Source organism: Variovorax sp. FG153, from assembly GCF_057809595.1.
Genome location: NZ_JBMDKG010000011.1, coordinates 151,796 through 174,156, shown reverse-complemented (window position 1 = coordinate 174,156; position 22,361 = coordinate 151,796). Strand labels below are relative to the sequence as shown.

Annotated in this window: 14 protein-coding genes and 3 tRNA genes; 2 read left to right on the top strand and 15 right to left on the bottom strand. The window is 70.2% G+C overall.

The window, feature by feature from the left end:
• From ACODT0_RS15215 to ACODT0_RS15185, 7 genes are all read right to left on the bottom strand, one after another.
• A partial coding sequence (locus ACODT0_RS15215; RefSeq protein ID WP_489041628.1) for a condensation domain-containing protein occupies window positions 1-1,613 on the bottom strand: 1,613 nt, incomplete at its 3' end.
• A gap of 54 nt (window positions 1,614-1,667) precedes the next feature.
• Window positions 1,668-6,230, bottom strand: coding sequence for a type I polyketide synthase (locus tag ACODT0_RS15210; protein WP_489041627.1), 4,563 nt, complete (start codon window positions 6,228-6,230; stop codon window positions 1,668-1,670).
• A complete protein-coding gene (locus ACODT0_RS15205; RefSeq protein ID WP_489041626.1) occupies window positions 6,230-11,545 on the bottom strand; it encodes an amino acid adenylation domain-containing protein in 5,316 nt (1,771 codons plus the stop codon). The genes ACODT0_RS15210 and ACODT0_RS15205 overlap by 1 nt, the downstream gene beginning before the upstream one ends.
• A 102-nt stretch (window positions 11,546-11,647) precedes the next feature.
• Window positions 11,648-12,337 (bottom strand): thioesterase II family protein, encoded by a 690-nt coding sequence (locus ACODT0_RS15200; RefSeq protein WP_409976597.1) that lies wholly within the window; start codon window positions 12,335-12,337, stop codon window positions 11,648-11,650.
• 59 nt (window positions 12,338-12,396) lie between these two features.
• Window positions 12,397-12,651 (bottom strand): MbtH family protein, encoded by a 255-nt coding sequence (locus tag ACODT0_RS15195; RefSeq protein WP_261216647.1) that lies wholly within the window; start codon window positions 12,649-12,651, stop codon window positions 12,397-12,399.
• A gap of 176 nt (window positions 12,652-12,827) precedes the next feature.
• A complete protein-coding gene (locus tag ACODT0_RS15190; protein ID WP_261216649.1) occupies window positions 12,828-13,082 on the bottom strand; it encodes an isopentenyl transferase family protein in 255 nt (84 codons plus the stop codon).
• 117 nt (window positions 13,083-13,199) lie between these two features.
• A complete protein-coding gene (locus ACODT0_RS15185; RefSeq protein WP_057596097.1) occupies window positions 13,200-13,724 on the bottom strand; it encodes a sigma-70 family RNA polymerase sigma factor in 525 nt (174 codons plus the stop codon).
• A gap of 394 nt (window positions 13,725-14,118) precedes the next feature.
• On the opposite strand from ACODT0_RS15185, the gene ACODT0_RS15180 reads away from it, so the two are divergent.
• Window positions 14,119-14,958, top strand: coding sequence for a plasmid replication/partition related protein (locus ACODT0_RS15180; protein WP_261216650.1), 840 nt, complete (start codon window positions 14,119-14,121; stop codon window positions 14,956-14,958).
• A gap of 22 nt (window positions 14,959-14,980) precedes the next feature.
• Here the strand turns inward: ACODT0_RS15180 and ACODT0_RS15175 are convergent, their stop codons facing one another.
• Window positions 14,981-15,565, bottom strand: coding sequence for a BPSL1445 family SYLF domain-containing lipoprotein (locus ACODT0_RS15175; protein WP_261216651.1), 585 nt, complete (start codon window positions 15,563-15,565; stop codon window positions 14,981-14,983).
• A gap of 115 nt (window positions 15,566-15,680) precedes the next feature.
• Window positions 15,681-16,442 (bottom strand): SDR family oxidoreductase, encoded by a 762-nt coding sequence (locus tag ACODT0_RS15170; protein ID WP_261216652.1) that lies wholly within the window; start codon window positions 16,440-16,442, stop codon window positions 15,681-15,683.
• A gap of 99 nt (window positions 16,443-16,541) precedes the next feature.
• Here ACODT0_RS15170 and ACODT0_RS15165 point away from each other — a divergent pair, with 99 nt between their 5' ends.
• Complete coding sequence (locus ACODT0_RS15165; RefSeq protein WP_489041625.1) at window positions 16,542-17,438, top strand: AraC family transcriptional regulator; 897 nt, start codon at window positions 16,542-16,544, stop codon at window positions 17,436-17,438.
• A 323-nt stretch (window positions 17,439-17,761) separates the two neighbouring features.
• On the opposite strand, the gene ACODT0_RS15160 is transcribed toward ACODT0_RS15165, so the two are convergent.
• The 6 genes from ACODT0_RS15160 to purF form a co-directional block, all read right to left on the bottom strand.
• Window positions 17,762-17,838: transfer RNA gene (locus ACODT0_RS15160), tRNA-Asp, on the bottom strand.
• A gap of 69 nt (window positions 17,839-17,907) precedes the next feature.
• Window positions 17,908-17,983, bottom strand: a tRNA-Glu gene (locus ACODT0_RS15155).
• Window positions 17,984-18,038: 55 nt separating this feature from the next.
• Window positions 18,039-18,114, bottom strand: a tRNA-Ala gene (locus ACODT0_RS15150).
• Window positions 18,115-18,186: 72 nt separating this feature from the next.
• Window positions 18,187-19,578: a glutamate--tRNA ligase gene (gene gltX / locus ACODT0_RS15145; protein WP_489041624.1), complete on the bottom strand. Its 1,392-nt coding sequence runs from the start codon at window positions 19,576-19,578 to the stop codon at window positions 18,187-18,189.
• Window positions 19,579-19,589: 11 nt separating this feature from the next.
• Window positions 19,590-20,807 (bottom strand): O-succinylhomoserine sulfhydrylase, encoded by a 1,218-nt coding sequence (locus ACODT0_RS15140; RefSeq protein WP_082321975.1) that lies wholly within the window; start codon window positions 20,805-20,807, stop codon window positions 19,590-19,592.
• A gap of 44 nt (window positions 20,808-20,851) precedes the next feature.
• Entirely contained in the window at window positions 20,852-22,351 is a 1,500-nt protein-coding gene (purF, locus tag ACODT0_RS15135; protein WP_057596104.1) for an amidophosphoribosyltransferase, read from the bottom strand.
• Window positions 22,352-22,361: the final 10 nt, after the last annotated feature.

Genomic DNA, 22,361 nt, shown 5'->3' with positions numbered 1-22,361 from the left:
TCGTCGAAGGCCAGCGCCGGCGCAGCGGGCTCGGCCCGCGCGTGCGCCTCGATCAGCGCGTGCACCGCTCGCCCATCACCGTGCGCGCTCGGGTTCTCGCTCCAGGCGGCAAGCAGCGCGCGCTCCGGCTCGCCGAGCATCGGCACCTCGCCGATCGCCAGCTGCGGCGTCTGCGCGAGCGCGCGCAGCAAGGCGACGTAGTGCGTCGCCATGCGCGCGATCGACGCGGCATCGAACAGCTCCACCGCATGCAGCAGCGTGGCGTCGATGCGACCGTCCTCGAACTCGAGGGTCTGCAGCGTCAGCTCGAACTGCGCATCCTCTTCCTCGAAGTCCAGCCGCTCGACGGCGATGCCCGGCCAGTCGGCCAGCGAACGGTGGTCGCGCCGCACATGGTTGAACATCACCTGGAACAGCGGGTTCACGCTGAGGCTGCGCTCCGGCCGCAGGGCGCCGACCAGCCGCTCGAAGGGCAGGTCCTGGTGCGCCTGCGCGCCGATCGCCGCGTCGCGCGTCTGCGCCAGCAGTTCGTCGAAGGACATGCGTGGATCGACTCGCGCGGGCAGCACCTGCGTGTTGACGAAGAAGCCGACGATGCCGGCGGTCTCGGGGCGATGGCGGTTGGCGATCGGCACGCCCACGCGCAGTTCGGACTGCGCGCAATGGCGATACAGCAGGGCATTGAAGCCCGCCAGCAGCGCCATGAACACGGTCGCGCCCTGCGCCTGCGCGCGCTGGCGCAGCGACTGCACCACGTCCGCCGGCAGCGTGACCGTGTGGTGCGCGGCGCGGTAGCGGCCGTCGGCGCGGCGCGGCCGGTCGGTCCGCAGCGCGGTCGCCGGCTGGTCGGTGCCCAGGCGCGCGCGCCACCAGGCGAGCTGGCGGCCCCCTTCGCCCTCGTCGCCGCCCTCGTCGAGCCAGCGGTTCTGCCAGGCGGCGTAGTCGCCATAGCGCACCGGCAGCGGCGCATGCGCGGGCTGCTCGCCGCGCACCCGCGCCGCGTATTCGAGCGCGAGTTCGTCGAGGATCAGCTGGACCGACCAGCCGTCGGACACGATGTGGTGCATCACCACCAGCAGCCGGTGGTCGGCATCGCCGGTGCGCAGCAGCCGCGTGCGCAGCAGCGGCCCGCGCACCAGGTCGAAGGGCTCGATGCGGATCGCCTCGACCCGCTCGTGCACCGCGGCATCGCGCGCCGCGTCGTCGAGACCGCGCAGGTCCTCGCAACGCAGATCGATCTCGAGCGAGGCCAGCACGCGCTGCATCGCCTCGCCATCGTCGCGCGCGCTCTCGACGAACACGGTGCGCAGCGATTCGTGCCGCTCGACCAGCGCCTGCAGGCCGGCGCGCAGCGCATCGGCGTCGAGCGCACCGGCGAGCCGCAGGCCTCCGCTCAGGTGATAGGCGGTGCGCGCGGGATCGAGCTTCCAGAGGAACCACTGGCGCTGCTGCGCCGCGGACAACGGCGCCAGGCCGTCCTCCGAGGCATGCCGCGGAATCGGCTGTTCGGCGCGGCCGCTGTCGGCGCCGCCGCGCAGCCGCTGCTTCAGCCGTTCGCGCTGTTCGGGGGTGAGGTTGGCGCGGCGCGCGGCGATGTCTTGGATGTTGGACATGGTTTCTTCGGCGAACAGGTGCGGGCGGGCCATGGGCCCCGGGGGGAGCCAGGGCTAGGCGGCGTTCTCTATCTCTTCGATCAGCCGCGTCTCGACCAGCACGGCGAGTTCGCGGATGGTGGGCGCCTTGAAGAAGGCGGCGGGATGCAGTTCGACCTCGTAGGCCTTGCGGGCACGCGCGAGGATCTGGATCGCGAGCAGCGAATCGCCGCCGAGCTCGAACAGGTTGTCGTCGACGCCGACGCCGGCGATGCCCAGCATCTCCTGCCAGAGGCCGGCGAGACCCTGCTCGAGGTCGCCGTCGGGCGCGGCGTAGGCGGTGGAGAGCGCGGGCCGCGGATGGCTGCGGCGCTTCTTCCGTACCGCCGGGCCGGTCTCGACCAGCGCCAGCATGCCGTTGTCGAGCTGGCCCAGGCGCTGCGCGAGGTCGGTGGTGGAGATCGCGACCTGCGCGAAGGCCGGGCCGTTGACGATGCGCTCGAGCGCGCGCGCGCCCTCGGGGCCGTCCATGCCGATGCCCTCGGGCAGCACGCGGCCCGCGGCCATGCCGAGGTCGCGCCAGGCGTCCCAGTTGACCGAGACCACCGGGTACGGCGCGCTGCGCTGCCACAGCGCCGCCAGCGCATCGAGGCAGGCGTTCGCGGCGGCGTAGTCGCTCATGCCGAGGCCGCCGGCCATGCTGGAGATGGACGAGCACAGCAGCACGAAGTCGAGCGGCTCGCCGCGCAGCGCCTCGAGCAGGCAGCGCGTGCCGCGCAGCTTGGGCGCGAACACCGCGTCGACGCGGGCGCGCGTGCGCTGGCCGATCATGCCGCTGTCGGCATGGCCGGCCGCGTGGATCACGCCATGCACCGCGCCGAAGCGCTCGCGCGCCTGCGCGGCGACCGCGCGCATCTGCGCGGCGTCGGCCACGTCGGCCGACAGCGCCAGCACCTCGGAACCCAGGGCTTCCAGTTCGAGCAGCTGGCGCAGCTTCGCGCGCAGGGCCGGCGGCTGCGCGTCGTCGCCGGCCAGGCCTTTCCATTCGGCGCGCGCGGGCATCGGCGAGCGGCCCAACAGCACGAGGCGCGCCTGCCACGAGGCAGCCAGGTGGCGTGCGACCGCGAGCCCCACGCCGCCGAGGCCGCCCGTGACGAGGTAGACCCCGCCTTGGCGGAAGCGCTGGATCGGCGTGCCCGATGCCGCCGGCAATGGCTCGTAGCCACGGACCCAGCGGTGCGGGCCGCGCAGCGCGATCCGCGTCTCGTCGGTGCCCGCATGCGCGCCCGCCGCCAGCTGCGCGAACAACCGCGCCTGCGCGCCGCTGCCCGCGGCCGGCAGCACCACGTCGGCCACGCGCGCATCGATGTGCGGGTATTCCTGGCCGATCACCTTGCAGAGGCTGAAGACGGTGGCCTTCTCGGGGCACAGCAGTTCATCGCCCGCGACGTCCTCGGACTGGGTGAGCACCGCCTGCAGCGACAGCCGGCGCTCGCCGCCCGCGGCGACGGCCTCGAGCGCCTGCGCCAGCGCGAACAGGCTGAAGAAGCCGCGCTCGAGCGCGGTCTCGGCAGCCGCATCGGCAGCGACGGGCGCGTCGGCATCGATACCACCCAGGTGATGGATGCGCGCGACCGGCCCGAAGGCCGACCGCACCTTGCGCAGCACGGCCTCGTGGTCGGCGCGCTCGCCGGCGCGCAGCGCGTAGTGGTGCGGCGCATGCTCGGCGAAGGCCTGCGCATGGTCGACGCGCACGACCGCGTGGCCGGGCCAGGCCTGGCGCAGGTGCTCGACGAAGGCACGCTGGAAGTCGTCGGCATTGCCGATCACCAGCGTGCAGCCGTCGGCGGGCGCGGCGCCCGCCACGGGCTCGGCCGGGTCGAGGCGCTTCCATGCGGGCACGTGGAACGGGCCGCTGGCGGCGGCGGCCGGTGCATCGGCGGGCGCGGCCTCCTTCCAGTACGACTGGCGCTGGAACGCATAGGTCGGCAGCGGCACGCGGCGCGCGGCGCGGCCGGGATGGCAGGCCTGCCAGTCGATCGGCACGCCGGCGCACCACAGCGCGCCGATCGCGCCGGCCATGTGGCGCTCGTTGTGCAGCCGCTGCTGCGGATGACCCTGGCTCGACACGATGCCGGCGGCCGAGGCCGCCAGCGGATGCTGGCGCGCGAGGCCGCTGAGCGTTTCGCCCGGCCCCACTTCGAGCAGCACGCGGCCTGGCGTACCCAGCAGGTGCGCGAGGCCGTCGGCGAAGCGCACCGTGCCGCGCAGGTGGCGGGCCCAGTAGGCCGGATCGACGGCTTCCTGCGCGGTGATGGGCCGGCCGGTGACGTTGGAGAGGAAGGGAATGCCCGGTGCCTGGCGCGGCACGCCCGCGACCACCTCCCGCAGCGCGTCCACGATCGGATCGGTCAGCGCCGAATGCGAGGCGATCGACACCAGCAGCCGGCGCGGCAGCAGGCCGCGCGCGCTCATCCGCGCCTCGGCCGCCTCGATGGCCGCGAGCGGCCCGGCCAGCACGCACAGCTGTTCGCCGTTGATGGCGGCGATGTCGCAACCGGTGGCCAGGAAGGGCTGCAGTTCGGCTTCGGACAGCGCGATGGCGCTCATGGCGCCGGGCTGCATCGACTGCATCAGGCGGCCGCGCTCGGCCACGATGCGCAGCGCGTCCTCGAGCCGGAACACGCCCGCGAGGCAGGCCGCGACGTACTCGCCGAGGCTGTGGCCCAGCATCAGCGCGGGCCGCACGCCGCGCGCCATCCACAGCCGCGCCATCGCGTACTCGGCGACGAACAGCAGCGGCTGCGTGTACTCGATGCGCGCGAGCCGCGCGTCGGCCTCCGCCTCCGCCTCCGGCGCGGGGTACAGCAGCGCGCGCAGGTCCTCGCCGAGGATGTTCTCGAGCAGCGCGCAGCAGCGGTCGACCTCCTCGCGGAACACCGGATGGTCGCGGTACAGCGCGAGGCCCATGTTGGCGTGCTGCGTGCCGCCGCCCGGGAACAGGAAGACGACCTCGGGCGCCGTCTCGGGCGCGCGCTGCGGCGCATCGAGATCGTCCGCGGCCGCGCGCAGCGACTGCAGCGCGAAGGCGGTGTCGCCCGCCACCACCGCGGCGCGCTGCGCGAAGGCACGGCGGCCGTTCTGCAGGGTCTGCGCGACATCGGCCAGCGATGCCTCGGGATGCGCCTCGAGGTGGTCGGCCAGCAGCGCCGCGGCCTCCCGCAGCGCGGCGGGCGCCTGCGCCGACAGCGGCAGCACCTGCCAGCCGCCCGCGTTCCTTTCGGCGCGAACGGGGGGCGCTTCCTCGAGCACCACGTGCACGTTGGTGCCGCCGATGCCGAACGAGCTCACGCCCGCGCGGCGCGGCACCGGGCCTTCGGGCCAGGGCTTCGACACCGTGTTGACGTAGAACGGGCTGTTCGCGAAGTCGATCCGCGGATTGGGCGCGCGGAAATGCAGGCTCGCGGGCAGCACGCGGTGGCGCAGCGCCTGCGCGGCCTTGATGAGGCCGGCCACGCCGGCGGCCGCGTCGAGGTGGCCGATGTTGGTCTTGACCGAACCGAGGGCGCAGAAGCCGCGCCGCTCGGTGTCGGCGCGGAAGGCCTGGGTCAGCGCGGCGATCTCGATCGGGTCGCCGAGCGTGGTGCCGGTGCCGTGGGTCTCGACATAGCCGATGGTGTCGGCCGACACGCCCGCGATCAATTGCGCCGCGCGTATCACCTCGGCCTGGCCGTCCACGCTGGGCGCGGTGAAGCCGACCTTGGCCGAGCCGTCGTTGTTGGCCGCGCTGCCTTTGATGACCGCATGGATGGTGTCGCCGTCGCGCAGCGCCTCGTCGAGCCGCTTGAGCACGACCACGCCCGCGCCGCTGCCGATCACCGTGCCGGCGGCCTCGGCGTCGAAGGCGCGGCAGTGGCCGTCGGGCGAGAGGATGGCGCCGGCCTGCCAGCGGTAGCCGCCTTCCTGCAGCAGGTCGAGCCATACGCCGCCCGCGAGCGCCATGTCGCAGTCGTGCGCCAGCAGCGCCTGGCAGGCGGTGTGCACCGCCGTCAGCGAGGTCGAGCAGGCGGTCTGCACGCTCACGGCCGGGCCGCGCAGGTCGAGCTTGTAGGCCACGCGCGTGCACAGCGAACCGCCCGAGTTGCCGCTCATCAGGCCCAGCAGGTCGGCGATGCCGCTGTGCGCGCCGAGGCCGAACGAGGGCAGCAGGTTGCGGATCAGGTAGACGTTGGCGCCCTCGCCCGCGTACACGCCGACCTTGCCCTGCCAGCGCTCGGGATCGCAGCCCGCATGCTCGAGCGAGGACCAGGCGCATTCGAGAAAGATGCGCTGCTGCGGATCGAGGGTCTCGGCCTCGCGCGGCGCGTAGCCGAAGAAGGCGGCATCGAACTGGTCGAAGCCCTCGAAGCGCACGCCGGCCTTGACGTAGTCGGGCTCCTCGAGCACCGACTGCGGCACGCCCTGCGCGCGCAGTTCCTCGTCCGAGAAGCGCCGGATCGACTCCACGCCGTCGCGGATGTTGCGCCAGAAGGCATCGACATCGTCGGCGCCGGGAAAGCGCCCGGCCATGCCGACGATGGCGATCTCCAGGCCGGTGGGTTCGCCGGGAATGGCGTCGAAGGACTCGGGCGTGGTCATCAGTGGACTCTTTCTGCCGCCTTGCGGCGTTGAAGCATGGCGGCGCGCTGGCGCAGCGCGCGCTCGTCGATGGCGGCCGACGCGGCGGCGGCCTCGGCACGGCCACCGCCCTGCTCGATGGCGCGCGCCAGCGACTCGACGGTGGGGTGCTTGAACAGCTGGACCAGCGGCAGCTCGATGCGCAGCCGGTCCTGCAGCAGGCGGTGCGCGCGGATCAGCAGCAGCGAATGGCCGCCGAGGTCGAAGAAGTTGTCGTGCTGGCCGACCTGCGGCACCTGCAGCACCTCGGACCAGATGGCCGCGAGCGTGCGCGCCACCTCGCCCTGCGGCGCCTCGTAGGCGCGCGCGCCGGCCAGGCCGTCGGGCTCGGGCAGCGCCTTGCGGTCGACCTTGCCGTTGGCATTGAGCGGCAGCGCATCGAGCACGACGATGGCGCGCGGCACCATGTAGTCGGGCAGCGACCGGCCGAGGCGCTCGCGCAGCGCGGCGGTGTCGACGGGCGCGTCGCCGCGCGGGGAGACATAGCCGACCAGCGTCGCGCCGGCCGGGCCTTCCTTCGCGACCACCACCGACTCGCGCACCTCGGGCTGGGCCGCGAGCTGGGCCTCGATCTCGCCGAGCTCGATGCGCAGGCCGCGGATCTTGACCTGGTGGTCGATGCGGCCCAGGTACTCGATCTGGCCCTCGGCGTTCCAGCGCACCAGGTCGCCGGTGCGGTAGAGCCGGTCGCCCTGGCCGAAAGGATCGGCCACGAAGCGCTCGGCGCTGAGGCCGGCGCGGTTCAGGTAGCCGCGCGCGAGGTTCACGCCGCCGAGATAGAGCTCGCCGGCCACGCCGCGCGGCACGCGGTTGAGTTCGGCGTCGAGCACCCAGGCCCGGGTGTCGCTGATCGGGCGACCGATCGGCACCAGGCTTTCGCCATCGTCGCGGCAGGTCCACTGCGTGACGTGGATGGTGGTCTCGGTCGGACCGTAGAGGTTCTGCAGCGAGGCGCCGGCCAGGCGCCGCAGCGCCTCCTTCTGCGTCTCGGCCGGCATCGCCTCGCCGCCGCAGATGATGTAGCGCAGCCGCGTGCGCGACTCGATGCCCGGATGCGCGAGGAAGGCCTGCAGCATCGAGGGCACGAAGTTCAGCGTCGTGACCTGGTGGCGCTCGATCAGTTGCACCAGCCGTTCGGGATCGCGGTGGTCGCCGGGGTTGGCGACCACGAGCCGCGCGCCGGCCGTCATCGGCCAGAACATCTCCCACACCGACACGTCGAAGCCGAACGGTGCCTTGTGCAGCACCGTGTCGTCGCGCGAAAGACCGTAGACGCGCTGCATCCAGGCCATGCAGCTGTGCAGCGCGCCGTGCCGCACGGCCGCGCCCTTGGGCCTGCCGGTGGAGCCCGAGGTGTAGATCACGTAGGCGAGGTTCTCGCCGTGCAACGCGACCTCGGGGTCGGATTCGGGCTCGCTGCCGAGGTCGAGGCTGTCGATCTCGAGCACCCGGAGCCCGCCGCGCGCGGCGATGCAGTCGCGCGTGGCGCGGTGGGCGAGCAGGAGGTCGATGCCGCTGTCATCGACCATGTAGGCCAGGCGCTGCGCCGGGTAGTCGGGGTCGAGCGGCAGGTAGGCGCCGCCGGCCTTGAGGATGGCGAGCAGGCCCACGACCAGCTCGACGCTGCGTTCCATCGCGATGCCCACGCGCGCATCGGGCCGCACGCCAAGCGCGACCAGGCGGTGCGCGAGGCGGTTGGCGCGGCGGTTGAGCTCGGCGAAGCTCAGGGCCTCGTCGGCGAACAGCAAGGCGATGGCCGCGGGCTGCTGGCGCGCATGGCGCGCGATGGCGCGGTGCACCGGCTCGGCGCCGGGCTCGCGCGTGGCATCGACGCTCCAGCGCGCGATCTCGGCCTGCTCGCTCGCCGCCAGCAGCGCGACATCGCCGACCGTGCGCGTGGCATCGCCCGCCAGGGCCTCGAGCAGCGCGAGGTAGTGGCCGGCCATGCGCTCGATGGTGTCGGCGTCGAACAGCTCCGCCGCGTAGATGAAGTCGAGCCGCGGCGGACCGTCCATGCGCTCGCGCACTTCGAGCACGAGTTCGAACTGGGCCTCGAGGTCGGGCAGCGCATGGTCCTCGGCATCGAGGCCGCCGAGCTGGCGCAGCGCGCCGCGGTCCTCGAGCAGGTGGTTGAACATCACCTGCACCAGCGGGCTGTGGCTCATGCTGCGCTCGGGCTGCAGCAGCTGCACGAGCTGCTCGAACGGCAGGTCCTGGTGCGCCTGCGCGCCGAGCACCGCTTCGCGCGCCTGCGCGAGCACGCCGGCCAGCGGCGTGCGGCCGTCGATGCGGTTGCGCAGCACCAGCGTGTTGACGAACAGGCCGATGATCCGCTCGAACTCGGGCCGGCCGCGGTTGGCGACGGCGGCGCCGACACGGATGTCCTGCTGGCCGGTGTAGCGGTGCAGCAGCGCCTGCAGCCCCGCCAGCAGCACGACGAACAGCGTGGCGCCCTCGGCCTGCGCCAGCGCGCGCAGCGTCGCGAGCAGCGGCGCGGACAGCTCGAAGCCATGGCGCGCGGCGCGGTAGCTCGCGCGCGGCTGGCGCGGGCGGTCGGTGCGCAGCTCGAGCACCGGGTGCTCGTGGCCCAGCTGCGCGCGCCACCAGGCGGCCTGGCGCTCGGCCTCGCCGGCCGCGAGCCAGTCGCGCTGCCAGGCGGCGTAGTCGGCGTATTGCAGCGCGGGCGCGGCGATGCCGGCCGCGCGGCCCTGCAGGCGCGCGGCATAGCCCGCGGCCAGTTCCTCGAGCAGCACCTGCATCGAGGCGCCGTCGGAGACGATGTGGTGCATCGCGACGACCAGCAACTGGGCCGCGTCGGCGGTGCGCAGCAGCGCGACGCGCAGCAGGCCGCCTTGCGTGAGATCGAAGGGGGTGGCCTTGATGCGGCGCGCTTCCTCGGCCAGCTTGGCTTCACGCGTTTCGGCGGGCAGCGCGCGCAGGTCGACGATCTCGACGCCGGCTTCGGCGGCCTCCCGGACCCATTGCATCGGCACGCCGTCCGCGCCCGCGCGGAACACGGTGCGCAGCGACTCGTGGCGCGCCACCAGGTCGCCGAGCGCGGCGCGCAGCGCATCGGCATCGAGGGCGCCGCGCAGTTGCATCGCACCGCTCATGTGATAAGCCGCGCTTCGGGGATCGAGCTGCCACAGGAACCATTGGCGCTCCTGCGCATGCGAGAGCGGCAGGCCCTGCGCGCGCTGCGCCGCGCCGAGCACGGCGACGGGCGCGGGACGCTCGCGCCGGCCCGTGGCCCGCAGCCGGCCCACGGCGGCCGCGCATTCGCGCAGGCGCGGCTGCTCGAACAGCAGCCGCACGGGAAAGTCGATCTCCCAGTGCGAGGCGATGCGCGCGGCGGCCTGCGTGGCGCTCAGCGAGTTGCCGCCGCGCGCGAAGAAGTGCGCGTCGCGCGGCAGCGCGGGCGCGTCGGCCTGGCGCAGCACCTCGCGCCAGATCGCATCGAGGACGCGTTCCGTGTCGTCGAGCACCATTTCCGCGACCGCCTCGGTGGCGGGGCCGCCCTTCACGAAGCGGCCGCGCTCGTGGATCGCATAGGCATCGGCACTGCGATCGAGCCAGCCCGCGCGGCAGGCGCCGCGCTGCAGCTTGCCGCTGGTGGTCTTGGGCATGCCGCCCGGGTTGAGCAGCACCACGGCCGACAGCGGCTCGCCGAACACCTCGCTGACCGCGGCGCTCAGCGCCTCGACCAGCAGCTGCGGCGGCACCAGCTTCTGCATGCTGCGCGAGATCTCGGCGGCCGCGCCGATGCCCTCGCCGTCGGGACCATGGGCCGCGAAGACCGCGACGCGGCCCTTGCGCACCGCCTCGACCTCGGCCTCGATCGCGCGCTCGATGTCCTGCGGATAGATGTTGTGGCCGCGCACGATGATCAGGTCCTTGATGCGGCCCGTGACGTAGAGCTGGCCCTCATGGAAGAAGCCGAGGTCGCCGGTGCGCAGCCAGCGCAGGCCGTCGCGCTCGACGAAGGTCTCGCCCGAGGCGCTTTCGTTGCCCCAGTAGCCGGCACCGATGCTCGCGCCGGCGATCCAGATCTCGCCGATGGCGCCCTCCTCGAGCACCGCGCGCGTGGCCGGATCGACGATCTCCACGCGGTGCTCGACCGCCACGCCGCCACAGCCGACCAGCACCGTGCCGTCCTCGCCCGGCAGGCTCGGCGTGCCCTGCCCCGCGGCCAGGCCCGCGTTCGAGAAAGCGCGCGCGACCATGCCGTCGCCGCGCCGCCCGCCCGTGACGTAGAGCGTGGCCTCGGCCAGCCCGTAGCAGGGATAGGCCGCGCCGGCATCGAAACCGGCGGCGGCGAAGCGCTCGATGAAGGCAGCCTCGGTGTCGGCGCGCACCGGCTCGGCGCCGGTGTAGGCCACGCGCCAGCTCGACAGGTCGAGCGTGGCGAGCTGCGCGTCCTTCACGCGCTCGAGGCACAGGCGGAACGCGAAGTCGGGCCCGCCGCTGAGCGTGGCGCGGTGGCGCGAGATCAGCTCGAGCCAGCGCACCGGCCGCTCGAGGAAGTGGCGCGGCGAGGTCAGCACCAGCGGGATGCCGCTGTAGAGCGGCTGCAGCAGGCCGCCGATCAGGCCCATGTCGTGATAGAGCGGCGCCCACGAGACGAACTTGTCGTCGGGCCCGATGCCCATGCCGACCTGGATCGCATGCTCGTTGGCCATCAGGTTGCCGTGCGTGACGATCACGCCCTTGGGTGCCGAGGTCGAGCCCGAGGTGTATTGCAGGAAGGCGATGTCGTCGTCGCCGGGATCGAAGGGCTGCCAGGACTCGGCCAGCGCTGCGTCGACCGCATCGACGGCGAGGATCGCGGCACCGGCGAACTGCGTCGGCGCGGTCGCGGCGATGGCCGCTTCGAGCGCCGCGGTGGTCAGCACGCAGCGCGCGCCGCAGTCGGCGGCCACGCCCGCGAGGCGCGCGAGGTGCTGGGGCCGGGCCGACTCTGGCGGGAAGATCGGCACCGCGATCACGCCCGCGTAGAAGCAGGCCAGCATGGCGATCGCGTAGTGCTCGCCGTTGTCGAGCATGACCAGCGCGCGGTCGCCGCGCGACAGGTCGCGCTGCAGCCGCGCGGCCAGCGCGCGCACGCCGTGCTCGAACTCGCCGTAGCAGAAGGACTGCTCGCGCGGGACGCCGCCGATTTCGTCGACGACGGTGAGCCAGGTGTGGTCGGCGCGCTGCCGCGCCAGTGCGCGCAGATGGGCCACGAAGTTGCGCGGGCGCGCGGATGCGGATGCCGGCGCCGCTGCCTTGCTTGTCATTTCTCTAGCCTCCAGACGATCGAAAGCGGCATCGCGGCCGCGTGTCATTGGGGTGCATCCCTGCACCGTCGCCGAGCCCACCGCCTCATGTCCTGGCCATCGTCAGACCAGCGAAGGGGTCGCGTGGCGGCCGCCCGGCACGACCGCTCCCGGGGCGAGCCGTCGCGACAAGGCCTCGAGGAACGCGCCTTCGCCATGCCGCAGGAAGAAGTGGCCGCCATCGAACCAGTCGAGCGTGACCGCATGCGTCGCCTCGCGCGACCAGGCCTCGACACGCGCCGCGTCGATGTCGTCGTCGCGGCCCGCGAAGACATGGATCGGCAACGGCAGCGGCGGCCGTTCGCGCTGGCCGAAGCTTTCGCAGATGCGGTAGTCGGCGGCGAGCACGTCGAGGGTGATGCGCATCAGCTCCTCGCTCGCGAAGACCTCCTCGGGCGTGCCGCCCTGCCTGCGCAGGTCGGCGATCAGCGCCCGGTCGTCGTTCCTGTCCGCGAAACGATCGGGATCGCGGCACGAAGGCGCCGCGCTGCCGGACACCAGCAGCGCCCGAGGCAAGGCACGCCGCTCGTCATGCAGGCGCCGCGCGATGCCCCAGGCCAGCAACGCGCCCATGCTGTGGCCGAAGAGCGCGAAGCGCCCCTGCAGCGCCGCGGCCTGCTCGGTGCACAGCCGCGCCACGAGCGCATCGAAGTCCTCGACGAAATCCTCGCCCATGCGCGCGCCACGGCCCGGCAGTTCGACGGGCACGATCCGCAGCCATTGCGGCACGAGGCGGCGCCAGCGCAGGTACATGGTGGCGCTCGCGCCGGCACAAGGCAGGCACAGCAGCGCGAGCTCCGGCGTGCCCACGCTCAACCGATCGCGCCTTCGGTGGCCGCGGACCGACCTTCCTGCGCGGCCATCCATTCGCGCAGCGAGCGGGGGCGCATGTCGGTCCAGGTCTGCTCGACATAGGCCAGCACCGTCTTCTTGTCGCCCTTGACGCCGTCGACGACGGTCCAGCCGCTGGGCACGGCCTTCCAGTGCGGCCAGATGGAATATTGGTCTTCGTGGTTGACCAGGACGATGAAGGTTTCGTCTTCGCGGTCGAAACAGCTGGTAGACATCGAGGCATCCTTGTGCGGTTGAACATGGGAAGCGCCGGCGACCGCCCGTGCGGGCGTCGCGTGGAAGGGCGCTCCTGCTCAACAGGACGCTTCAGCGGGTCATCTGTTCATTTGCACGGGGTCGACGGGCCCCGGATGCGGACGCGCGGGCGAGGCGCTCGCCGCGCGTCGATGCGTCAGTGCTTGCCGGGCGCGTGGCCGGCGTCGTCGTGCGGGATGTCGTCGCCGCCGATGTCGTTGACGGGTGGCACCATGCCCGCGAGCAGCCAGAGGCGGGCCGCCTTGTCGTAGGCGCGGCGGTGAGCCGGGTCGGCCGCCAGCCAGGTCGTCATTTCGTCCCGCGCCGCGTCGTCGAAGGTGTCGCGGTCGTATTCCCGCTGCACCCACGTCCACGCGGCATTCCAGACGGGATCGTCCTTGTCTTGAGTCATGCCAGAAGGTGGTTCGCTTTGTTCTTGCCGGTGCCGGTGGCCCCTTGCTGCCAGCGCAGCAGGCACGAACCATACCAAACCATGCCCATGCCTCGATGCATGGACGGTCTTCGGCCCTCAGTCGGCGTCGAGCAGGTGGGCACAGCCCTTGATCGCGGCCGCGGCATCGGCGATCAACCCGTTGACGAGGCCCAACGCGCAATCGAGCCGCGCCGCGATCTCGCGCTGCGTGAGCCCCTCGAGGCGATAGAGCTCGAAGACCAGCCGCGTGCGCGGCGGCAGCCCGGCCAGCGCGCGATCGATCGCATGCAGGACCTGGCGCTCGCGCATGCGCCGATCGGGCGTCTCGACGTTCGGGATCTCGAGCACTTCCACGTCCACGTCGAAGGTGCGGTAGTTCGCCTCGACGCGGTGGCGCCGGCAGTAGTCGAGCGCCATGTTGCGCACCACCTGGCAGCAGTAGCCGATGGGTTTCTCGGCCAGCCGCACGGACGCGCCGTCGACGATCTTCAGATAGGCGTCCTGCACGACGTCGTCCGCGAGGTCCGGGGTGTTGACGATCTTGCGGGCAACGCGCCACAGCTGTGCTCGATGGGCGATGAAGACCTCTCCGAGCGAGGGCTCGGACAAATGCGATGGCATGTGCAACACCTCTTGAGAGCGGGACGAAGTGGACGACGCGAATCCTGGAGGCTCTGGATTACTACTTTGGTAATCCAAAACAGAATAAGAATCATTCCTATCTATAGCCATGTTTCCGGGCACCTCTGAACTCGCGTTCGGGCGAGAAATCAGGACGAAAAAACTTGGGGGGACTGACGTTGCAGCGGGACCGGAACGATGTTCCGCGAAAGGAACATCAGGCCCGCATTGGCTTGCGCGGTGGCGGGCGATGATAGCCCAGATTGTTTGACAGGCATGCGTCAGGCATTGCATGCCGGCCATTGCGGCACGTCGACAATCCAGCGCACTGCTTCGCGGCATTGCAGCATCGGCGGCCCTCTAGAATTCCGCCCCTCAGCCCGATCGCGTCTCCATGAACATCGTCGTCAACGAAGAACTCAAAGCCTATATCGATCCCCTCACGCCCGAGGAGCACGAAGCCCTCGAACGCAGCATCCTGACCGAAGGCTGCCGCGATGCGCTGGTGCTGTGGGGCGACGTTCTCGTCGACGGCCACAACCGCTATGCGATCTGCCAGAAGCATGGCCTGCCGTTCCAGACCGTGCAGAACACGCGCTTCCAGTCGATCGAGGACGTGCACCTGTGGATGATCGACCAGCACCTGGGCCGGCGCAGCATCTCGGACTTCGTGCGCGGCGTGCTCGCGCTGCGCAAGAAGGACATCGTGACGGAGCGCCGCGCGCGCTCGGCGAACGTGTCGTCTTCGACCGCCGATGCCGAAGCGCCCGCGAGCTCGGCCGCGAGCGCCGACGATGCGAGCGTGCCGCCGCCTCCACCGCTCAACAGCCGCGAAGCCATCGCCAAGGCCGCGCGCATCAGCAGCACCCAGGTGCAGATGATCGAGAAGATCCAGAAGCAGGCCGCGCCCGAAGTGGTGGCCGCGGTGAAGTCCGGCACTATCTCGATCAACGCGGCTGCTGCCGTGGCGAGCCTGCCCGCCGAGGAGCAGGTGGCCGCCGCGAACGCGGGCAAGGACGAACTGAAGCTCGCGGCCAAGCGAGCGCGCGAAGCGAAGCGCAAGCCGCGCGAGGACGATGCCGAAACCTCGTCCGACACCGAATCGCCGCCGTTCGATGTGGCCGATTCCGAGCAGGTTCAGGCGCTGAAGCAGCGCGTGGCGGCGCTCGAATCCGAGAACAAGGCGCTGCGCGAGCAGATCGCCACGCTGCAGCTGCAACTGGCGGCCGCCTGAGCGCGCGGCCGCGGGCACCGCGTCAGAGCGCGATCTCCGTCACCTTCGCGCCCTGCACCGAGACACCGGCCTCGAGCCCCACGTTCGTCAGCACGAAGCCCACCACGGGCTGGCGGACCGTGTTGGTGTCGATGCTGCCGTTGGCACCGATGGTCGCGACGGCCACCGTGGCATCGGCACCGGCCGTCCATCCCTTGCTGCTGCGGAACTTGTCGAGCGCGGCCTGCGTGGTGAACAGGTAGATCACGGCCTTCGACTGCGCGCCCGCCTGGAAGCCGATCGAGCCCGAGGTGGTGCTGTAGTAGGACTGCGTGCGGCCGTTCACGCGCAAGGCGCCGCGGCCGTATTCGGCGCCCACGCCCATGCTCGCGCCGACCACGGCCGGAAACACCAGCACGCCGCTCGATTTGGCGACGAGTTCGCGCGAACCGCGCACCGAGTCGTAGAGCTTGGACAGCGAGGCATCGACCTGTGCGTCGATCGATGCGCGCGAGGACGCGCTGCTGGCCTGGTTCTCGGGACGCGTGGTCGTGCAACCGACGAAGGCAATGCTGCTCGCGGCCACTGCACAGGCGACGGCCACCGTACGAAGCGAAGAGATGGGCATGGCGAACTCCTTTGCTGAAACATGACGCAAACCGTGCCCGCGACGATGCGGGCCTGGCCATGCTACGGCGCGCATATCGCTCCATGGCGCGTTGTGGAAGACCGCCTACGCCAACTCAAGCCGATGCAGAAGGCACGTTCGAGCGGGCCAGCGCCACCGCGTCGGCACCCGCGGGGAAGCGCAGTTGCCCCGTCTCGTCGTTCGCGGCGCGCCACACGGTCTCGGCCACGTCGGATGCCGTGGTCACTTCCGAGATGCCCGCGAAGGACGCGAAGACCTGCTGCGCATAGGCCCCATAGGCCGGCGGGATCAAGCCCTCCATGCGCGACTGGCCATTGCTCGTGAAGTTCGTGCTCGGCGCATAGCCTGGCTGCACCAGCTTCACGCGCACGTCGAAGGCCGCGAGTTCGTGCGCCAGCGAGCCCGTGAAGCCTTCGATGGCCGTCTTGCTGGCCGTGTAGACCGCGACCAGCGGCATCGGTGCCAGCGTGGCGCTCGAAGTCACGTTCACCACCACGCCGGCGCGGCGCGCGCGGAACTGCGGCAACACCGCCTGCGTCATCGCCATCACGCCGAAGGTGTTGGTCTCGAAGACTTCGCGCATGGTGCTCATCGGCGTCGCCTCGAAGGCACCGAGCAGTCCGATGCCCGCGTTGTTGACGAGCACGTCGATGGGTCCGCTCGCCTCGAGCGCGGCGGCGATGCTGTGCGGATTCGTGACGTCGAGGGCCACGATGCGCAGCCGCTCGTCGCGCGGCAGCAGGTCTTCGCGCGGCGTGCGCATGGTGGCGATCACGCGCCAGCCCTGCGACAGGAAATGGCGCGCGGTCTCGAGGCCGTAGCCGGACGAGCAGCCGGTGATGAGGACGGTTTTCATGGGTGTTTGCTGAGTGGTTGAGATGGAAGCGAACGATATCCAGAGAAAACCGGACCATCTACAATGAAAAGTCCACGATTCTTTTGCGAACGTCCAGCCATGAACGATCCGCTCTCAGAGGTCATCGCGCTGCTCAATCCGCGCGCCGTGTTCTCGAAGGGCATCAGCGGCGCTGGTCGCTGGGCCGTCCGCTATTCCGATTTCGGCCAGCCCAGCTTCTGCGCGGTGATCAGCGGAAGTTGCCGCCTCGCGGTCGAGGGCGAGGAAGCCATCGCCCTCGAAGCAGGCGACTTCGTGCTCATGCCGGCGACGCCGGGCTTCACGCTGTCGAGCTTCGAGGCGGCCGCACCCGTTCACATCGATCCCAAGCTCGCGCCCGCACCCGAAGGCGAGGTTCGCCACGGCAGGCGCGATGGCCCACCCGACGTGCGCCTGCTCGGCGGCTATTTCGTGTTCGATTCGCCCGATGCGGCCTTGCTGGTCTCGCTGCTGCCGACGCTGGTGCACGTGCGCGGCGTCGACCGGCTGTCGGTGCTGGTGCGGCTGGTCGGCGAGGAGTCGAGCGAGGAGCGCTCCGGGCGCGAGCTCGTGCTCACGCGCCTCGTCGAGGTGCTGCTGGTGGAAGCGCTGCGTTCGTCTTCCGGCGAGGATGCGCCACCCGGCCTGCTGCGCGGACTGGCCGACGCGAGGCTCGCATTGGCGCTGCGCCAACTGCACGCGGATCCCGCGCGACCATGGACCATGGCGCAACTCGCGCGGCAGGCCGCGCTGTCGCGCTCGGCCTTCTTCGATCGCTTCACGCGCGCCGTCGGACTGCCACCGATGGAATATCTGCTGGCCTGGCGCATGGCGCTCGCGAAGAAGCTGCTCGAGCATCACGATCTCGCGATCGCCGAGGTTGCCCAACGCGTGGGCTACGGCTCGGCGAGCACCTTCAGCACGGCCTTCAGCCGGCATGTGGGACTGCCGCCGGGACGCTACGCGCGCCGTGGATGATCCCTTGTACGGGGCCGCATGCGCGTGCCTGCTACAATGCGCCTTCGCTCGGACCACCTGAGCGTTGCCTGGCCAGGCAAGCTGAATCTCACACCAGCGCGTCGAAGTCACTACGACGAGAAAAACAACAATGACTTCCGCAAAGAAATCTTTGCCGTAGCGTGGACCGCGTAAGAGTTCACGACCATATTTCCAAAGCCCGCCTCGTGCGGGCTTTGTTCGTTTTGGGCCACCGTTCGCGCACGATGACCAGCCCAACAAGGAATCGAAACCCGAAAAGACAAACGGGCTACGCGATCGCTCGCGTAGCCCGTTGCTTTGTGTGGCGGAGTGGACGGGACTCGAACCCGCGACCCCCGGCGTGACAGGCCGGTATTCTAACCAACTGAACTACCACTCCTGGTAGACAACGTTCACTCCTTGCGGAGCCGAGTGTTGACGACTCGTGCCTGCTTCACTTGCATGAAACTGGCGACCCTACGGGGATTCGAACCCCGGTAGCCACCGTGAAAGGGTGGTGTCCTAGGCCTCTAGACGATAGGGTCAAAACCTTAGGAACCGTGCTGCGATCAGCACTTCTTCTCTTCTCGACACTTTTGATGGTGGAGGTAAACGGGATCGAACCGATGACCTCTTGCATGCCATGCAAGCGCTCTCCCAGCTGAGCTATACCCCCTCTTTGACATTCCAGTGCTTCTTTTCAGAATCACCTTGTGTCGGTGTCGAGCCTCAAATTATAGACCGATTTTTAGGCCACTTTCAAACGCTCGATGATTTTTTCTTTAGAAAAAATCGCGAGGACCGCATCGAGCGATGGCGTCTGTGGCGTCCCCATCACGAGAACACGCACCGGCATCGCCAGAGCAGGCATCTTGAGCGAATGCGCAGCCAAGGTTTCCTTGATGGCCGCGGCGATCGTCGCCTTGTCCCACGTCGGAAGGGTGGAGAGTTTATCCGCAAGTGTGGCCACCGCAGGCTTCACCGCATCGGTGATGTGTTGCGCACGATCCGCTTCGCTCGCGTGGACGTCTGCATAGAAGGCCGCGGCCCAGTCGGCCAGTGCGACGGTGGTCTCGCAGCGGTCCTTGAACAGCGCGCAGATGGCGACGAGCCGATCGTCGGCCTCGATGCCGCGCTTCTTCAGTTGCGCGGCCACCAGCGGCGCGAGCGCGTCGTCGCTCTTGGCCTTGATGTACTGCGCGTTGACCCATGCGAGCTTGGCCGCGTCCCATTGCGCCGGGCTCTTCGACAGGTGCGAGCCGTCGAACCAGCTCACCATCTGCTCGCGCGTGAACAGCTCGTCGTCGCCGTGGCTCCAGCCGAGGCGCGCGAGGTAGTTGAGCATCGCCTCGGGCAGGTAGCCGTTGTCTTCGTAAGCGGTCACGCTCACGGCGCCGCGGCGCTTCGAGAGCTTCTGGCCGTCGTCGCCGAGGATCACGGGCACATGGCCGAACTGCGGCAGCGGTGCGCCGAGCGCGTGGAAGATGTTGATCTGCCACGGTGTGTTGTTGATGTGCTCGTCGCCGCGGAACACGTGCGTGATGTTCATGTCCCAGTCGTCGACCACCACGGCGAAGTTGTAGGTGGGCACACCGTCGGGCCGCAGGATGATGAGGTCGTCGATCTCGCGGTTGTTGATGGTGATCTCGCCCTTGACGAGGTCGCTCCAGGTCACGTCGCCTTCGGGCGGATTGCAGAAGCGCACCACCGGCGGCACGCCTTCGGGAATGGGCGGCAGCACCTTGCCGGGCTCGGGGCGCCAGCGGCGGTCGTACAGGGTCTTCTCGCCGCGCGCCTTCTGCGCCTCGCGCATCTCGTCGAGTTCGGTGGGCGTGGCGTAGCAGTGGTAGGCCGTGCCGGCTTCGAGCATCTGCGCGATCACGGCCTGGTAGCGCTCGAGACGCTGCATCTGGTAGATCGGGCCCTCGTCGTAGTCGAGGCCGAGCCAGTGCATCGATGCGAGGATCTGGTCGGTCGAATCCTGCGTGGAGCGCGCGACGTCGGTGTCCTCGATGCGCAGCACGAACTCGCCGCCATGGTGGCGCGCATAGGCCCACGAATAGAGCGCGGTGCGCGCGGTGCCCAGGTGCAGGAAGCCGGTGGGAGACGGAGCGATGCGGGTGCGGACTTTGCCGGTCATGGAGGCGGGATTCAGAAATTCAGGGTGGAAAGGCCGCGCGACAGGTCGGCCTTGATGTCGTCGACGTGCTCGAGGCCGACCGCGAGGCGGATCAGGCCCTGGCCGATGCCGGCCGCCTGGCGCTGCGCTTCGGACAGGCGTCCGTGCGAGGTGGTGGCCGGATGCGAGATGATGGTCTTCACGTCGCCGAGGTTGGTGGCGATGCTCACGACCTCGGTGCTGTTGATGACGTGGAAGGCGTTGGCGCGCGCGGTCTCGGGATCGCCGCCCTTCACGATGAAGGACACGACCGCCCCGCCCTGCCCCGCCTGCTGGCGCATCGCCAGTTCATGCTGCGGATGCGAGGCGAGCCCCGGGTAGTACACGCGCTCGATGCCCGGCTGGGCCTCGAGCCATTGCGCGACGGCCAGCGCGTTCGCGCAGTGCGCCTGCATGCGCACGTTGAGCGTCTCGAGCCCCTTGAGCACGACCCAGGCATTGAACGGCGACAGCACCATGCCCGCGGTGCGAACCACCGGGCCGAACACGTCGACGATCAGCTTCGAGGGACCGCAGATCGCGCCCGCCATCACGCGGCCCTGGCCATCGAGATGCTTGGTGCCCGAATGGATGATCAGGTCGGCGCCGAGCTCGGCGGGCCGCTGCAGCGCGGGCGAGCAGAAGCAGTTGTCGACCGCGAGCAGCGCGCCCGCCTCGTGCGCCACGTCGGCCAGCGCACGGATGTCGCAGACCTCGGTCAGCGGATTGGTCGGCGTCTCCGCGAACAGCAGCCGGGTGGTGGGACGCACCGCGGCGCGCCACTCGGCCACGTCGGTCTGCGAGACGAAGGTGGTCTCGACGCCGAACTTGCCGAACTCGCGGCCGATCAGGTTGATGGTCGAGCCGAACATCGAACGCGAGCACACGACGTGGTCGCCGGCCTTGAGCAGGCCCATGCACATCATGAGGATCGCGCCCATGCCGCTGGAAGCGGCGATCGCGGCCTCGGTGCCTTCCATCGCGGCGAGCCGGCGCTCGAAGCTGCTGACGGTGGGGTTCGAGGTGCGCGCGTAGGTGAAGCCTTCCTCGGTGCCGGCGAAGCGGCGGGCCGAGGTCTCGGCGTCGGGCTGCACGAAGCCGCTGGTGAGGTAGAGCGCTTCGGAGTGCTCGCCATGCACGCTGCGTTCGAGCGCGGTGCGCAGGGCCAGCGTGTCGCGGTGCAGGCCGGGAGGCAGGGGTCGATCGGTCACGGAAACTTTCGGGCGCGAGGCCAACGAGGAATGTCGGAAGAAGATCAGCTCAGGTTGGGCAGCGCGAGGCGCGAGGAATCCTCTTCGGTCTCCTCGATGCGCGGGCGGTTGCCGTTCATGCGCGAGATGGCTTCGGTGTCGATGTCGCCGGTGACATAGACGCCGTCGAAGCACGAGGCATCGAAGCCGTCGAGCTTGCCGTTGAGCGAGCCGATCGCGCGCTTCATCGCGTCGACGTCCTGGTAGATCAGCGCGTCGCAGCCGATCAGCTCGCGGATCTCTTCCACGGTGCGGTCGTGCGCCACCAGCTCGTCCTTGGTCGGCATGTCGATGCCATAGACGTTGGGATAGCGCACCGGCGGCGCGGCGCTCGCGAGGTAGACCTTGCGCGCGCCGGCGTCGCGCGCCATCTGCACGATCTCGCGGCTGGTGGTGCCGCGCACGATCGAGTCGTCGACCAGCAGCACGTTGCGGCCCTTGAACTCGCTCGCGATCACGTTGAGCTTCTGGCGCACCGACTTCTTGCGCACGCCCTGGCCCGGCATGATGAAGGTGCGGCCCACGTAGCGGTTCTTGACGAAGCCCTCGCGGTACGGAATGCCCAGCAGGTGCGCGAGCTGCGTCGCGCTCGGGCGGCTCGATTCGGGGATCGGGATGATCACGTCGATCTGGTTCGGCGGCACGGTCGAGACCACGCGCTTGGCCAGCGTCTCGCCGAGGTTCAGGCGCGCCTGGTAGACCGAGATGCCGTCGAGCACCGAGTCGGGACGCGCCAGGTACACGAACTCGAAGATGCAGGGATTGAGCGTGGGCGCCTCGGCGCACTGCATCGAATGGAGCTGGCCCTGCATGTCGACGAACACCGCCTCGCCCGGCAGCACGTTGCGCTCGAAGGTGTGGCCCGAGCCCTCGAGCGCCACCGATTCGCTGGCCACCATCACGGTGCCGTCGGCGCTGCGGCCGATGCACAGCGGGCGGATGCCGTAGGGATCGCGGAAGGCCAGCAGGCCGTGGCCCGCGATCAGCGACACCACGGCGTACGAGCCGCGCAGACGCTTGTGCATGCTGCGCACCGCGGCGAAGACCTCGGCCGGATTCAGCGGCACGCCGTGCGATGCCTGCTCGAGCTCGTTGGCGAGCACGTTGAGCAGCACCTCGGAGTCGCTCTCGGTGTTGGTGTGGCGGTGGTCGGTCGAGAACAGCTCGGCGCGCAGTGCGTGGGCGTTGGTCAGGTTGCCGTTGTGCACCAGCACGATGCCGAAGGGCGCGTTGACGTAGAAGGGCTGCGCCTCTTCCTCGCTGTAGGCGTTGCCCGCGGTCGGATAGCGCACCTGGCCCAGGCCCACGCTGCCGGGCAGCGCGCGCATGTTGCGGGTGCGGAACACGTCGCGCACCATGCCCTTGGCCTTGTGCATGAAGAACTTGCGTTCCTGCAGCGTGACGATGCCGGCCGCGTCCTGGCCGCGGTGCTGCAGCAGCAGCAGCGCGTCATAGAGCAGCTGGTTGACGGGTGCGTTGCTGACAACGCCGACGATTCCACACATGAAGCGATCC